Here is a 13,150-nt window from a genome sequence, read left to right as displayed (position 1 = left end):
CAGGCGAGTCCCTTTATTTTGCGCAATGTAAGGGTGTCTTATGATCACTATCGACGGCAACGGCGCAGTCGCCTCCGTGGCGTTTCGTGCCAGCGAAGTAATTGCCATCTATCCCATTACTCCCAGCTCGACAATGGCGGAACAGGCCGATGCCTGGTCAGGCGATGGCAGGAAGAACGTGTGGGGAGATGTCCCTCGTGTAGTCGAGATGCAGTCTGAAGCCGGAGCCATTGGCGCAGTGCACGGCGCACTGCAAACCGGCGCGCTTTCCACGTCGTTTACGTCATCGCAGGGCTTGCTGCTGATGATCCCAACGCTGTACAAGCTTGCGGGCCAGTTGACGCCATTTGTTCTCCACGTTGCCGCGCGCACCGTGGCCACCCATGCACTTTCCATTTTTGGCGATCACTCAGACGTGATGGCCGTGCGCCAGACCGGCTGCGCCATGCTGTGCGCAAGCAGCGTCCAGGAAGCACAAGACTTCGCGCTGATTTCCCACATTGCGACCCTGAAAAGCCGCGTGCCGTTTATTCACTTCTTCGACGGCTTCCGCACCTCGCACGAAATCAACAAAATTGTGCCGCTGGCGGACGATACCCTTCGCAGCCTGCTGCCGCAAAAAGAGATCGATGAACACCGCGCCCGCGCGCTAAACCCGGAACATCCGGTGATTCGCGGGACTTCGGCCACCCCGGATACTTACTTCCAGTCCCGTGAAGCGACCAACCCGTGGTACAACGCGGTTTACGCTCACGTTGAACAGGCGATGAACGACTTTGCCGCCACCACCGGCCGCAGCTATCGCCCGTTTGAGTATTACGGCCACCCGGAAGCGGAACGCGTGGTTATCGTGATGGGCTCCGCCGTCGGCACCTGTGAAGAAGTTGTCGATGAATTGCTGACCCGTGGCGAGAAAGTTGGCGTGCTGAAAGTCCGCCTGTACCGTCCCTTCTCCGCCGAACATTTGCTGGAAGTTCTGCCGCAAACCGCGCGCCAGGTGGCGGTGCTTGATCGCACCAAAGAGCCAGGTGCTCTTGCTGAACCGCTGTATCTCGACGTGATGACCGCGCTTGCCGAAGCAGTGAGCCGCGGCGATCGTGAAGCGTTGCCTCGTGTGATTGGTGGCCGCTACGGGTTGTCATCCAAAGAGTTCGGCCCTGAATGCGTGCTGGCTATCTTCAACGAGCTACGCGAAGCCAAACCGCGCCCGCGCTTCACCGTGGGCATTTACGACGATGTGACCAACCTGTCGCTGCCGTTGCCGGAAAACACCCTGCCGAACCGCGCCAAACTCGAAGCGCTGTTTTATGGTCTGGGCAGCGATGGCAGCGTTTCTGCGACCAAAAACAACATCAAAATTATCGGTAACTCCACGCCGTGGTTTACCCAGGGTTATTTCGTTTATGACTCCAAAAAGGCCGGGGGGCTGACGGTTTCTCACCTGCGCGTGAGCGAACAGCCGATCAACTCCACCTACCTGATTGAGAAAGCCGATTTTGTTGGCTGCCACCAGTTGCAGTTTATCGACAAGTACCAGATGGCTGAGCGCCTGAAGCCCGGCGGTATTTTCCTGCTGAACACGCCTTACGCCGCCGACGAGGTGTGGAGCCGCCTGCCGCAGGAAGTTCAGGCGGTGCTCAACCAGAAACAGGCTCGCCTGTACGTCATTAATGCGGCGAAGATCGCCCGTGAGTGTCATCTTGGCGCCCGCATCAACACCGTGATGCAGATGGCGTTCTTCCACCTGACGCAGATCCTGCCTGGCGACACCGCGCTGGCAGAGTTGCAGGGCGCGATTGCCAAAAGCTACAGCAGCAAAGGGACGGAAATCGTCGAGCGTAACTGGCAGGCGCTGGCGCTGGCTCGTGACTCCCTCGCCGAAGTGCCTCTGCAAGACGTTAACCCGGCAAGCGCGATGCGTCCGCCGGTCGTTTCCGACGCTGCGCCTGATTTTGTAAAAACCGTCACCGCCGCGATGCTCGCTGGCCTGGGCGATGCCCTGCCGGTTTCCGCTCTGCCGCCGGACGGAACCTGGCCGATGGGCACCACCCGCTGGGAAAAACGCAACATCGCCGAAGAGATTCCTATCTGGAAGCCGGATATTTGTACCCAGTGCAACCACTGCGTCGCCGCCTGCCCGCATTCGGCTATTCGTGCCAAAGTGGTTCAGCCTGAAGCAATGGAAGGCGCCCCGGAAGCCCTGCAGTCGCTGGACGTGAAGTCCCGGGATATGCGCGGCCAGAAATACGTCCTGCAGGTCGCCCCGGAAGATTGCACCGGCTGTAACCTTTGCGTAGAAGTCTGCCCGGCAAAAGATCGCCAGAACCCGGAAATCAAGGCCATTAATATGCTGTCTCGCCTTGAACACGTTGAAGAAGAGAAAGAGAACTATGACTTCTTCCTCGCGCTGCCGGAAATCGACCGTACCAGCCTGGAACGTATCGACATTCGTACTTCGCAACTGCTCACGCCGCTGTTTGAGTACTCTGGGGCCTGCTCCGGCTGCGGCGAAACGCCGTACATTAAAATCCTCACCCAGCTCTTCGGTGACCGGATGCTCATTGCGAACGCCACGGGCTGTTCGTCTATTTACGGCGGTAACCTGCCGTCCACCCCGTACACCACCGACGCCAACGGCCGCGGGCCGGCCTGGGCCAACTCGCTGTTTGAGGATAACGCCGAATTTGGGCTGGGCTTCCGCCTGACGGTGGATCAGCACCGCGCCCGCGTCATGCGTTTACTCGGCCAGTTTGCCGATAAACTTCCTGCCGAGCTTAATGAGCAGCTTCACGCGGAAGCGACGCCGGAAGTTCGCCGCGAACAGGTTGCCGAGCTGCGTAAACATCTGGCGGACATTGACGATGCCGATGCCCGTCAGCTGGTGACCGATGCCGACGCGCTGGTGGAGAAATCTATCTGGCTGATTGGCGGTGACGGTTGGGCCTATGACATTGGTTTTGGTGGCCTCGACCACGTGCTGAGCCTGACCGAAAACGTCAACATTTTGGTGCTGGATACGCAGTGTTACTCCAACACTGGCGGCCAGGCGTCTAAAGCCACGCCGCTGGGTGCCGTCACCAAGTTTGGCGAGCACGGCAAGCGCAAAGCGCGTAAAGACCTGGGCGTCAGCATGATGATGTACGGCCATGTTTACGTCGCGCAGATCTCACTGGGGGCACAGCTTAACCAGACGATGAAAGCCATTCAGGAAGCGGAGGCTTATCCTGGCCCGTCACTGATCATCGCCTACAGCCCTTGCGAAGAGCACGGTTACGATCTGGCGCTGAGCCACGACCAGATGCGTCAGCTGACCGCCACCGGCTTCTGGCCGCTCTACCGCTTCGACCCGCGCCGCGCGGACGAAGGCAAACTGCCGCTGACGCTGGATTCCCGTCCACCGTCTGATGCGCTGGCCGATACGCTAATGAAGGAGCAGCGTTTCCGCCGCCTGAACGCCCAGCAGCCGGAAGTCGCCGAGCAGCTGTGGATAGATGCCGCCGCCGATTTGCAGAAGCGGTATGACTTCCTGGCACAATTGGCGGGTAAAGCGGAAAAGGTTAGCGAGTAACCGGGAGGATCACCCTCACCCCGGCCCTCTCCCTGAAAAGGGAGAAGGGGAAAACAAACAGTGGCGCATTTTTTATCCCCTCTTCCTTTCAGGGAGAGGGGCAAAACCAAAAACTGTAGTGCCTTGAATAAAAACACTAGTGCCAGGCACGCTGTCAGAACACCACCCCAAACATCCCTGCTAACTTGCGCTTACCGCTCTCGGACACATGAAGCTCTCGGCTGACTAAATCCCGCCGCATCCACCCTTTCTGCTCGCAGGTGTGCAGTAACGCTTTCCCTAACTGCCCCCCCAGATGTTCGCGTCTTTCACTCCAGTCCAGGCAGCCGCAGGCATAGCGGCGACGTGATGCACTGTGTTCTATGTTTACCCCCAGGAGCTGCAGTTGCTCTTTGCCGTGGGCAGTAACGGAATACTCTTCACCTTCCAGCCAGTTAAGGCGAAATAATGCGTCATGCAGTGCCACCGCAATTTCCCCTGCCATATGGTCGTAGCAGGTTCTGGCATAACGAAGATTACCGGGTGTTTTAGTGCGCATAACCGCGTCATCACGCCCCACTAATCCCATTAACCCTTCCAGTGCCCCGGCAATTTGGCTGCTGTACAGCCGGTAATAGCGGTGTCGCCCCTGCTGCACGCAGGTAATTAGCGACTGCTCCATTAACTTTGCCAGATGGCTGCTGGCCGTGGACGGGGCCACATTCGCCATAATGCTCAGTTCGGTTGCCGTCCAGGCCCGGCCATCCATTAACGCGCACAGCATGCTGGCCCGGGTTTTGTCCGCAATGGCGGCGGCAACGGCGGCAAGTCGGGTTTCGAGAAAATCTGTTTCCATATTTCGATGCTCAGCGAAGCGTCCTGTGTGGCGATGGATTAGGGTTAGCACGACAGAATAATAAGGAGCAACCTGATGATCGCCGTAATCTTTGAAGTCCTGCCTGCAGAAGGACACTATAGCCGCTATCTTGAACTGGCGGCAGAGCTAAAACCTCTGCTTGCCGATATTGATGGGTTTATTTCCATTGAACGTTTTCAAAGCCTTAGCGAACCGGGAAAAATCCTGTCGCTTTCGTTCTGGTGCGATGAGGCCGCCGTGCTGCACTGGCGCAATCAGGAATTACACCGCAATGTTCAGCATCAGGGACGTGACTCGGTATTCAACGATTACCGGCTCAGGGTGGCGGGTGTGATCCGGGATTATGGCATGTTTGATCGCGAACAGGCTCCGCTGGACAGTCGTGACGCACACAAGGAAAGCCCCCATGCATGATCTCAGCCTGAGTCTGGCCATTGCCGCCACTTTTGTGCTTGCTGGTACCGTGAAGGGCGTAACGGGCATGGGCCTGCCGACCGTTGCCATGGGGATTTTAGGGTCACTGATCTCTCCGGTTGTGGCTGCTGGCATGCTGCTTTTACCCTCTTTTCTGACCAATATTTTCCAGCTTTATGAAGGGGGCAACCTGGCTGAATTGCTCAAACGCCTGTGGCCGATGATGCTAACCATTGTGCTGGGCACCCTCGCCAGCAGTAGCCTGTTGGCTTCGGGCAGCAGCCATGCAACCACCGTGGCGCTGGGCATTGCCCTGATCGTTTATGCGTTATGGACGTTGTTTGCCAGGCCACTTTATGTTCCCGCCCACCACGAACGCTGGCTTTCGCCGCTGATCGGTTTCCTTACTGGTTTATTGACCGGCGGAACAGGCGTGTTTGTGATCCCCGCCGTGCCCTATATTCAGTCGCTGGGGCTTGAGCGCGATGAGCTGGTACAGGCGCTCGGGCTGTCCTTTACCTTCTCGACACTTGCACTCGCCGCCGGGCTCTGGTGGCACGGTGCGCTGCAGGAAATCGCCATCAGCACGTCAGTCATGGCGGTGGTTGCCGCGCTTATCGGTTTGTTTGCCGGCCAGCGTATTCGCAAACGCATCAGCCCATTGGCCTTTAAGCGCGGCTTCCTGATCTGCCTGGTTCTGCTTGGCGGCGACATGGTGCTCCGCGCATTAATTTAGGCGAAAGGCAGACCTTCATCTTCCCAGCCGGTTATGCCGCCGGGCATAACCTTCACTAACTTGCCGAGCTGTGCAAGTTTTAATGCCGCACGGTCGGCGCCGTTGCAGTGCGGCCCGGCACAGTACACCACAAACAGCGTGTCGTCGGGCCATTCGTCCATGCGGGATTCAGTGATGAACCTGTGTGGCAAATGAATAGCCCCCGGCAGGTGCCGCCGGGCAAATGTTTCATCGGACCCCACCACGTGCAGCAGCACAAAATCAAGATCGCCGCTCTGGATCGCCGCGTTGACGTCGGCACAGTCGGTTTCAAGCGACAGTTTTTGCAAGTAATAGGCGGCGACAGTTTCTGGATCAGCCGCTGGGTAATCAGTCACGTAGCTCATGTTTATCTCCTTTTGGTGTGCGCTTTGATTCTGACGCCGCGACGGATGCTTGACAGCAGGCACGAATGACAATTAGCGTAAATATCATGACAAAATTAGCCGCCCTGCCTAAAAATCCTCTCGTTGTCGCGCTGGCTTACGATGGCCTTTGCACGTTCGAATTCGGTGTGGCCGTAGAAATTTTCGGCCTGCCGCGCCCCGAGCTGGGCGAGAGCTGGTATCGCTTTACCGTCGCCGGCATTGAGCCAGGCGAGCTGCGGGGGATGGGCGGTATTCGTCTGGCGGTGGATGGCGGGCTGGATTTGCTGGCTGAAGCCAGTTTGATTGTTGTTCCTGGCTGGCGTGGGATCGATCAACCCGTGCCAGAATCGCTTATTGAGGCATTGCGTGCGGCACATGCGGGCGGCGCACGCCTGATGTCCATTTGCTCCGGCGTGTTTGTGCTGGCGGCAACAGGCCTGCTTGATGGCCAGCGGGCAACCACCCACTGGCGCTATACCGAAGCGCTACAGGCGCGTTATCCGAAGATCGAAGTGATCCCTGACGTGCTTTATCTGGATAACGGGAATATTTTGACCTCGGCGGGCAGCGCGGCGGGGATTGACCTTGGCTTGCATATGGTGCGCCGGGATTTTGGTGCCGCCGCAGCAAACAGCGTAGCCCGGCGCTTAGTCGTGCAGCCTCATCGCGAGGGAGGCCAGACGCAGTTTATCGAACAAGCCGTCCCCGTGGAGTACGAAGGCGAACGCTTTGCGCCGCTGTTTGATTATCTGCAACGCCATTTAAGCGAGCGGCACTCCGTAGCACGCCTGGCCGCCTTTGTCGGCATGAGCCCGAGGACTTTTTTACGCCGCTTCGAAGCCGCCACGGGCATCACGCCCGCCGCCTGGCTGCTGCAAACCCGCCTTAAACGCTGCCGGGAACTGTTGGAAAACAGCACCCTGCCGATAGAACATATTGCTGAAAAAACCGGGTTTGGCTCGGCGGCGACGCTGCGCCATCACTTCCGGAAACATCTTCGGACGTCACCCGGCACATACAGAAACTCATTTACTTCACAAAACGAATAATTTACCAGCGGTTAGGGATTGTTTAAGTTGTGTACGGTATGATAGCTCCACTCATCTGAGTAAACCCTTTTTTATCACGCGAGGTATTTCTATAGAAATGCAGTAATCTGGAGGATTAACTATGTTAGGGAACATGAACGTATTTATGGCAGTACTGGGATTCATCTTATTTTCCGGTTTCCTTGCCGCCTGGTTTAGCCACAAATGGGATGACTAATGAACGGTGACCTTCCCCCGCCTACGACGCCTCTCGCGAAATAAACTTTCCGGGAGGCGTTTTCATTTCTGCTCCAGCACGGTGGAGGATTTGCTAACAAAAAAATACAGCGCGTAATGAGTAAATCGGCACAATTTGTTGTCTTCCTATACGGAATCAACAAAAGCAGACTGGATTCACTCTGGAGAATTTATGCGCAAGTCAACAAAAGTAGCGGTATTAACAGCGGTATGGCTCGCGGGCGCGCTGCCCTCTCTGGCCTTTGCCTATTCAGGGGACAAGCAACTAAAAGCGACGGCACCGGGCACGTCGGCACAGTCCTATGAACTGAAAGAATTCTCCTCAGATTTCAAAATGTACAAGATCGGCGACATTGCGCCAGACATCTATCGTACCGAACCCTATAACATCAAAAGCTGGCAGCTTCGCCACCTTCCTGCGCCACAGGCCGGTAGCCACTGGACTTACATGGGCGGCAACTATGTCTTAATTACCGACGCCGAAGGAAAGATCCTTCAGGCAATGGCGGGTGATATATTTTATCAGCACTAAGGATAATCCAACCCTGAGGCTGGATATCCCTAACACCGAAAGGGTTTAATTTAATAAATTTCTCAGGGGATCGATTTCAGCATATTGATTATCGATCTCCAGTAGCCCCGCAATATCCAATACCTGCCTGTACTCATCAGGGCTAATACGCACCTGATAATTTGCGATATGTCCACACAGCGTTTCAAAAGCCAGTACATTTTCTGAAAAATCGATATATTCCAGCGCAAAGTCAATGAGTGACGAATCGAGCCGGTTTTTAAGAGCCTCACCAAAGGTTTTGATTTTTTCGTTGATATCCATATTGACCACGTAAAGTTAATTGTTATTTGCGTGCCATCATTGGGAATGGGAAACGGCATCCTGCCGAAATACATCCCTATGGATATCGGATTGCGGAGAAAATTCTTGAGGGGCTACGTAATACTTATTTTAAATACCGATCCAGCACTAACTTTTCGCCAACCATTTCGCGTAATGCTCGGGCCATTTCATGGTTGGCGTGCCAGGTTTACCCATGCCAAAACCGTGGCCACCGCTACTGTAGCGATGCATTTCAACCGGAACATGCTGCTGCTCACAGGCCGCAGCCATAATCAGCGTATTTTGCGGGTCGGAAATGGGGTCGTCTTCTGCCTGCACCAGGAAGAACGGCGGCGAATGTGGGGTGACATAATTCTGCACGGACCAGGCGGCATTCTCGGCTGATGAAGCATCCTTCCCGACCAGAATTTTATGGGTAGAGGTGTGCTCATAAGGTTTTTCCAGCGTAATCACCGGGTAAATTAACGCCGCGCTGTCGGCAAAGGCGGGTTTATCGTCTAAACGATCCTGCTTTGGATACGAACGAAAATCGGGGCGCGTGGCGGCCAGGCCAAGCAAATGCCCGCCGGCAGAAAAGCCCAGCACGCTGACGTTATGTTCACGATCGCGTACGATTCTCAAGGCGCGCTGTGCGTCCTGCAAGGCAACCGAATTGCCGTCAGCCCAGCCTTCCGACGGTAAACGGTAACTCAGCACATAAGCCGTGTACCCTCGTGCCACCAGCCATTCTGCCGCCGGCCACGCTTCTGACCCCATTTCAATGCGTTTATATCCCCCGCCCGCAGCCACCAGCACGGCATGCCCATTAGGTGATTCGGGTTCAATCACGGTCAGAATGGGGATCGCAATATTGCTTTGCGCTCCGCGCGCCGAAGTCTGAATACTCCCTGTCGGCCCACCGCCGCCGGGAGGTGTGCCGTTCCACAGCGGAATAACCGTGCGTTTCACGCCCGATGCAGCAAAAGAAACGCCCGCTTTAGCCGCGAGTAAACCAGCAGTAACACAGATAATAAAATGGCGACGATCCATAGTAAGCTCCTGACAACACAGGTTAATCACTATGCCAAAAGAGTGTGTCTAAAGTCATATTCTAAACCAGTAATACGTAACCAGCCGTTTCGCTTGAGTTAATTATGGAGAAATACCACATCCTGGAAATCAGGCCGTCCACTTTACTGGCCGCAAAATAATTACCAATTCATCATACAATTTGATTTTGATTAATGAATTCTGCCTCACATCGGCCTTAAATAGTCTCCGGTCAAACTGTTTCATTCGTTAAGAGGAGTGCTCAACATGATGATGACCTGGGATCGCAACCGTAATGCCATTACTACCGGCAGCCGAGTTTTGATTAACGGCACAGGCAAAACCGGGCTGATTAAAGCCATTCACGGTGAAGGTAAGAATGCCGAGCAGATTCGCCGCAGCAAATGCGTGGAAGTGGAAGGTTGTGAAGGGCAATTTGAACCGACGGAATTATTCCGCCTGGGCTTACATTAATTGCTAAAAATTACCCGGCCTGCCGCCGGGTAACTGATGTTATTTGCGCAGCGCCCTGACCTGCGAAAATCCGTGTTCAAACACGCTGTCAGCGGCACAGATAATCACGATAACGTCACCACCGGAGGCTTCATCCAGCAAACGCGCCAGCTCGGCATCCAGCTCACGGTTCATTTTCGGCATCGCAAGGTGCATTTCCCCCGGATAATCCTCGTCTTCGTCAGGCGGCATGTCTTCGATGCGGCTGCCCTTCACCACATAAATCAGCAGGTCATTGTCGTTATGGGTGAGCTCTAGTCTCAAATATTTGCCAACCGGATGTTTAGCCATGCGTTACCTTCAATAGCGTATAAAATAATTTGTCGGCAATGTTAGCAAAGCAACGAGGATAAAACGATGCAGGACTGGAACCCCGCGCTCTATTTGCAGTTTGAAGCTGAACGTACCCGCCCGGCCGCTGAGTTGGTTGCCCGAATTAACCACCCTGGCGCAAACACTTTTACCGATTTGGGCTGCGGCCCTGGCAACTCCACTGCGCTGCTGCGTAATCTGGCGCCAAAGGCCACGATCACCGGGCTGGACAACTCTCCCGCGATGCTCGCCAAAGCCGGCGCCGCGTTACCCGACTGCCGCTTTGAAGAGGCGGATATCGCTACCTGGCAGCCCGCTGTAAAACAGGATGTGATATTCGCCAACGCTTCTCTACAGTGGATAGCCAACCATAAGCAGGTCTTCCCGCATCTCGCCGCGCAACTGGCAGACGGCGGCGTGCTGGCGGTGCAAATGCCCGATAACTGGCAGGAACCCACGCATACCCTGATGCGCCAGGTGGCAGATGAACTGGGGATCTCACGTTCGAGCCGCGAAGCCTTGCTGACGGCTCAGGAGTATTACGATCTGTTGGCCGAAAGCGGCTGCACGGTGGATATCTGGCGCACGACGTATTTCCACGTCATGCCGTCCGCCCGCGCGATCATTGAATGGTTAAGCTCAACAGGTTTGCGGCCTTATCTGAACGGGCTGGACGCCATTCAGCAAGAAGCGTTTCTTGAGCGCTACCACCAGTTGCTGCAGCGTGCCTACCGCAAGCAGCATGACGGGAACGTGCTGATGCCGTTCCCCCGCCTGTTTATTGTGGCGCGGAAAACGGCCTAAAACGAAGTGCCCTGCTGGCGCAGGGCATCAATGTCCTGCAGCGGCGATGCACCAAATGCCCGGCGGTATTCACGGTTAAACTGGGAGGGAGAGTCATACCCCACTTTCCAGGCAACGCTGGCCACATCGCCTTCGCAGCTCAATAAACGGCGGCGGGCCTCCAGCAGGCGAAGCTGTTTCTGGTATTGAAGCGGGCTCATGATCGTCAGGGCTTTGAAGCGGTGATGCAGGCTGGAAGCGCTCATGCCGACGCGCTTCGCCAGCTCATCAATGACCAGTGGCTCGGCGTAATTCTGTTTGATCCAGTTAATGGCTTCCCCCACGCCTTTGCCCTGCGCCCAGCCCAGCGCCTGCTTCCAGAATGAAGCCCCTGCGGGAGCGATGACCAGCCGGTAAAGTATTTCTTGCTTGATGAGCGGTGCGAGGGCATGCAGATGCTGCGGGCTGTCCAGCAGCGTGACCAGGCGCAGAAAAGCGGCCTGGAGCTCTTCTTCTGCGGCGGCGACCCAGGCCCCGGTTTTCTCCCCGTTGCCGTCCGGCAGCACCACGTTCATGTCCATGATCAGGTCGGCAATTTCTTTCCCATCGAGGTCGATACGCACGCCGTAGTAAGGCTCTGCTTCGCTGGCACGGGTCACCTGCCCGGACACCGGCATATCCACGGCGGCCAGTGAATAGCTGCCTGGGCCATATTCCGTGACATTGTCACCGATCAGCATTTTTTTGCTACCCTGCAGCACCATGCACATGGACGGGGAAAGCATTCCGCGATTGAGCAATGTCGGCTGTTCGATACGAATAAAGCTGAGCCACGGCAGCGCGCAGCTCAGCTCTTTCACCCCGCCGCTGCCCGCCGGGTAACGACGGGCGACACGCTGTTGCAATTCTTCAATAATGCGGCCCGAAGGCCGCTCGGTTTGTTGCATATTACTGCCCCATGATGGCTTTGGGTTCAAGATACGCTTCCAGCCCGTAAGTGCCAAATTCGCGGCCAAGACCAGACTGTTTAAAACCGCCGAACGGCGCGAGCGGTTCATCATAAACGCCGTTGACGAACACGCGCCCCGCGATAAGCTGGCTGGCAACGGCAGCCGTGCGTTCTGCGTTTTTACCGCTGACGTAAGCCTGCAGGCCGTAAACCGTATCGTTGGCAATTTGCACCGCTTCGGCGTCATCACGGTAGGTAATGACCGACAGCACCGGGCCAAAAATTTCCTGCTGGGCGATGGTCATATCATTGCGCACGTTCACAAATACCGTCGGTTTGACAAAATAACCGCTTTCCAGTCCTTCCGGACGCCCTTCTCCTCCGCTAAGCAGCTCCGCACCTTCGGCAATCCCGCTACGAATATACTCCTGCACGCGCTGATACTGGCGGGCGGTCACGGCGGCTCCGATGTTTGTTTTCGGATCCCGTGGGTTGCCTGGTACCAGAATAGGCAGATATTTGAGGATTTGCGCTTTGACCTCTTCCAGCTTGCTTTCTGGCACCAGCAGTCGTGTCCCTGCGATACAGGCCTGGCCGCTGTTCCAGCTCATCACCTGCAGCGCCAAAGGAATGGCGGTGTCGAGTTCGGCATCGTCCAGCAGAACGTTGGCAGATTTGCCGCCCAGTTCAAGGGTTACGCGCTTCATGGTGGCCGCCCCATCGCGGGCAATCGTTTTGCCCACCGCCGTTGAGCCAGTGAACGATATTTTAGCCACGTCCGGATGACGCGTAATTTCCGCTCCAACCACGTTACCCAGGCCGGTAACGATATTAATCACGCCGTCAGGCAGCCCGGCTGCGTGCAAGCATTCTGTGATGATCGCCGTTTGCCGGGCGCTGAGTTCGCTGGGCTTAATAACCGCCGTGCTGCCGGAGGCAATCACCATCGACAGTTTGCCGGCGATAAAGCCGTAGTTCGCGTTCCACGGGGTAATGAGTCCCACCACGCCCAGCGGCTCCATGACGACTTTCGCCATTCCCGCCTGGGTTTCAAAGGCATAGTCTTTCAGCAGATCGATAGCCTGCAGGAAGCTGTTGTACGAGCGAGCCACGGTGCTTTGGGCGAAAGCGACCGGGCAACCGTATTCGTCCACCATGGTCTCAACCAGCTCTTCTTCACGCGCTTTCACTGCGTCGTGCAGCAGTTGCAGCCAAATCATTCTTTGTTCACGGCTTGATAGGCGCATTTGCGGAAAAGCGGCTTTTGCGGCGGCGATGGCAAGGCGGGTGTCTTCTTCGTCTGCCAGGCGAACCTGAGCGACAGGTTGCTCGCTGACGGGATGAATCAAGGTCAGCACCTCAGTGCCGTGGGGCGTGACGTGCTGACCGTTAATATAGAGGGTGTCGATAGTTTTCATTTTTGCGCTCCAGGGGGTGTGTT

At 56.1% G+C, this 13,150-nt stretch carries 15 protein-coding genes; 8 read left to right on the top strand and 7 right to left on the bottom strand.

The window, feature by feature from the left end:
* The first annotated feature begins 40 nt into the window (after positions 1-40).
* A complete protein-coding gene (nifJ, locus tag B9Y90_RS06850; RefSeq protein WP_085540698.1) occupies positions 41-3,568 on the top strand; it encodes a pyruvate:ferredoxin (flavodoxin) oxidoreductase in 3,528 nt (1,175 codons plus the stop codon).
* A gap of 154 nt (positions 3,569-3,722) precedes the next feature.
* Here the strand turns inward: nifJ and B9Y90_RS06845 are convergent, their stop codons facing one another.
* Positions 3,723-4,403, bottom strand: coding sequence for an ArsR/SmtB family transcription factor (locus tag B9Y90_RS06845; RefSeq protein WP_085540697.1), 681 nt, complete (start codon positions 4,401-4,403; stop codon positions 3,723-3,725).
* A gap of 75 nt (positions 4,404-4,478) precedes the next feature.
* Here B9Y90_RS06845 and B9Y90_RS06840 point away from each other — a divergent pair, with 75 nt between their 5' ends.
* Complete coding sequence (locus B9Y90_RS06840) at positions 4,479-4,838, top strand: antibiotic biosynthesis monooxygenase family protein (RefSeq protein WP_085540696.1); 360 nt, start codon at positions 4,479-4,481, stop codon at positions 4,836-4,838.
* Positions 4,831-5,574 (top strand): sulfite exporter TauE/SafE family protein, encoded by a 744-nt coding sequence (locus B9Y90_RS06835; protein ID WP_085540695.1) that lies wholly within the window; start codon positions 4,831-4,833, stop codon positions 5,572-5,574. The genes B9Y90_RS06840 and B9Y90_RS06835 overlap by 8 nt, the downstream gene beginning before the upstream one ends.
* Here B9Y90_RS06835 and B9Y90_RS06830 read toward each other — a convergent pair.
* Entirely contained in the window at positions 5,571-5,960 is a 390-nt protein-coding gene (locus tag B9Y90_RS06830; protein WP_085540694.1) for a rhodanese-like domain-containing protein, read from the bottom strand. The genes B9Y90_RS06835 and B9Y90_RS06830 overlap by 4 nt on opposite strands.
* Positions 5,961-6,025: 65 nt before the next feature.
* On the opposite strand from B9Y90_RS06830, the gene ftrA reads away from it, so the two are divergent.
* From ftrA to B9Y90_RS06820, 3 genes are all read left to right on the top strand, one after another.
* Positions 6,026-7,030 (top strand): transcriptional regulator FtrA, encoded by a 1,005-nt coding sequence (gene ftrA / locus B9Y90_RS06825; RefSeq protein WP_085540693.1) that lies wholly within the window; start codon positions 6,026-6,028, stop codon positions 7,028-7,030.
* Positions 7,031-7,151: 121 nt separating this feature from the next.
* On the top strand, positions 7,152-7,247 hold the full coding sequence (gene mgtS / locus B9Y90_RS26375) for a protein MgtS (RefSeq protein WP_008459108.1): 96 nt from the start codon (positions 7,152-7,154) through the stop codon (positions 7,245-7,247).
* Between the two features lie 192 nt (positions 7,248-7,439).
* Positions 7,440-7,799 carry an RcnB family protein gene (locus tag B9Y90_RS06820; protein ID WP_008459111.1) on the top strand — a complete coding sequence of 120 codons (360 nt, stop codon included), beginning with the start codon at positions 7,440-7,442 and terminating at the stop codon, positions 7,797-7,799.
* Positions 7,800-7,844: 45 nt separating this feature from the next.
* Here B9Y90_RS06820 and B9Y90_RS06815 read toward each other — a convergent pair whose 3' ends face one another.
* Both B9Y90_RS06815 and B9Y90_RS06810 read right to left on the bottom strand, forming a co-directional pair.
* Entirely contained in the window at positions 7,845-8,102 is a 258-nt protein-coding gene (locus B9Y90_RS06815) for a MafI family immunity protein (protein WP_039293162.1), read from the bottom strand.
* 147 nt (positions 8,103-8,249) lie between these two features.
* Complete coding sequence (locus B9Y90_RS06810; protein WP_085540692.1) at positions 8,250-9,152, bottom strand: alpha/beta hydrolase; 903 nt, start codon at positions 9,150-9,152, stop codon at positions 8,250-8,252.
* A gap of 270 nt (positions 9,153-9,422) precedes the next feature.
* Between B9Y90_RS06810 and ydfZ the strand changes: the two genes are divergently transcribed.
* Positions 9,423-9,626: a putative selenium delivery protein YdfZ gene (gene ydfZ / locus B9Y90_RS06805; RefSeq protein WP_039296773.1), complete on the top strand. Its 204-nt coding sequence runs from the start codon at positions 9,423-9,425 to the stop codon at positions 9,624-9,626.
* A 39-nt stretch (positions 9,627-9,665) separates the two neighbouring features.
* On the opposite strand, the gene B9Y90_RS06800 is transcribed toward ydfZ, so the two are convergent.
* Positions 9,666-9,956 carry a hypothetical protein gene (locus B9Y90_RS06800; protein WP_039293158.1) on the bottom strand — a complete coding sequence of 97 codons (291 nt, stop codon included), beginning with the start codon at positions 9,954-9,956 and terminating at the stop codon, positions 9,666-9,668.
* A gap of 66 nt (positions 9,957-10,022) precedes the next feature.
* On the opposite strand from B9Y90_RS06800, the gene tam reads away from it, so the two are divergent.
* Entirely contained in the window at positions 10,023-10,781 is a 759-nt protein-coding gene (tam, locus tag B9Y90_RS06795) for a trans-aconitate 2-methyltransferase (protein WP_085540691.1), read from the top strand.
* On the opposite strand, the gene B9Y90_RS06790 is transcribed toward tam, so the two are convergent.
* Positions 10,778-11,707, bottom strand: a complete 930-nt coding sequence (locus B9Y90_RS06790) for an AraC family transcriptional regulator (protein WP_085540690.1) — start codon at positions 11,705-11,707, stop codon at positions 10,778-10,780. The two genes, tam and B9Y90_RS06790, sit on opposite strands and share 4 nt — an antisense overlap.
* Position 11,708: 1 nt before the next feature.
* Positions 11,709-13,127: an aldehyde dehydrogenase family protein gene (locus B9Y90_RS06785; protein WP_085540689.1), complete on the bottom strand. Its 1,419-nt coding sequence runs from the start codon at positions 13,125-13,127 to the stop codon at positions 11,709-11,711.
* Positions 13,128-13,150: the final 23 nt, after the last annotated feature.

Origin of the sequence: Cedecea sp. NFIX57 (genome assembly GCF_900177785.1) — a bacterium.
Classification (GTDB): domain Bacteria; phylum Pseudomonadota; class Gammaproteobacteria; order Enterobacterales; family Enterobacteriaceae; genus Cedecea; species Cedecea neteri_C.
Note: the sequence above shows the minus strand (reverse complement) of the source record. Positions and strands in the feature narration are given on the sequence as shown.

Excerpts from the sequence above, each read along its gene's own strand:
- nifJ (WP_085540698.1), top strand. The coding sequence starts at position 41 with ATGATCACTATCGACGGCAACGGCGCAGTCGCCTCCGTGGCGTTTCGT.
- B9Y90_RS06845 (WP_085540697.1), bottom strand. The coding sequence starts at position 4,403 with ATGGAAACAGATTTTCTCGAAACCCGACTTGCCGCCGTTGCCGCCGCC.
- B9Y90_RS06840 (WP_085540696.1), top strand. The coding sequence starts at position 4,479 with ATGATCGCCGTAATCTTTGAAGTCCTGCCTGCAGAAGGACACTATAGC.
- B9Y90_RS06835 (WP_085540695.1), top strand. The coding sequence starts at position 4,831 with ATGCATGATCTCAGCCTGAGTCTGGCCATTGCCGCCACTTTTGTGCTT.
- B9Y90_RS06830 (WP_085540694.1), bottom strand. The coding sequence starts at position 5,960 with ATGAGCTACGTGACTGATTACCCAGCGGCTGATCCAGAAACTGTCGCC.
- ftrA (WP_085540693.1), top strand. The coding sequence starts at position 6,026 with ATGACAATTAGCGTAAATATCATGACAAAATTAGCCGCCCTGCCTAAA.
- mgtS (WP_008459108.1), top strand. The coding sequence starts at position 7,152 with ATGTTAGGGAACATGAACGTATTTATGGCAGTACTGGGATTCATCTTA.
- B9Y90_RS06820 (WP_008459111.1), top strand. The coding sequence starts at position 7,440 with ATGCGCAAGTCAACAAAAGTAGCGGTATTAACAGCGGTATGGCTCGCG.
- B9Y90_RS06815 (WP_039293162.1), bottom strand. The coding sequence starts at position 8,102 with ATGGATATCAACGAAAAAATCAAAACCTTTGGTGAGGCTCTTAAAAAC.
- B9Y90_RS06810 (WP_085540692.1), bottom strand. The coding sequence starts at position 9,152 with ATGGATCGTCGCCATTTTATTATCTGTGTTACTGCTGGTTTACTCGCG.
- ydfZ (WP_039296773.1), top strand. The coding sequence starts at position 9,423 with ATGATGACCTGGGATCGCAACCGTAATGCCATTACTACCGGCAGCCGA.
- B9Y90_RS06800 (WP_039293158.1), bottom strand. The coding sequence starts at position 9,956 with ATGGCTAAACATCCGGTTGGCAAATATTTGAGACTAGAGCTCACCCAT.
- tam (WP_085540691.1), top strand. The coding sequence starts at position 10,023 with ATGCAGGACTGGAACCCCGCGCTCTATTTGCAGTTTGAAGCTGAACGT.
- B9Y90_RS06790 (WP_085540690.1), bottom strand. The coding sequence starts at position 11,707 with ATGCAACAAACCGAGCGGCCTTCGGGCCGCATTATTGAAGAATTGCAA.
- B9Y90_RS06785 (WP_085540689.1), bottom strand. The coding sequence starts at position 13,127 with ATGAAAACTATCGACACCCTCTATATTAACGGTCAGCACGTCACGCCC.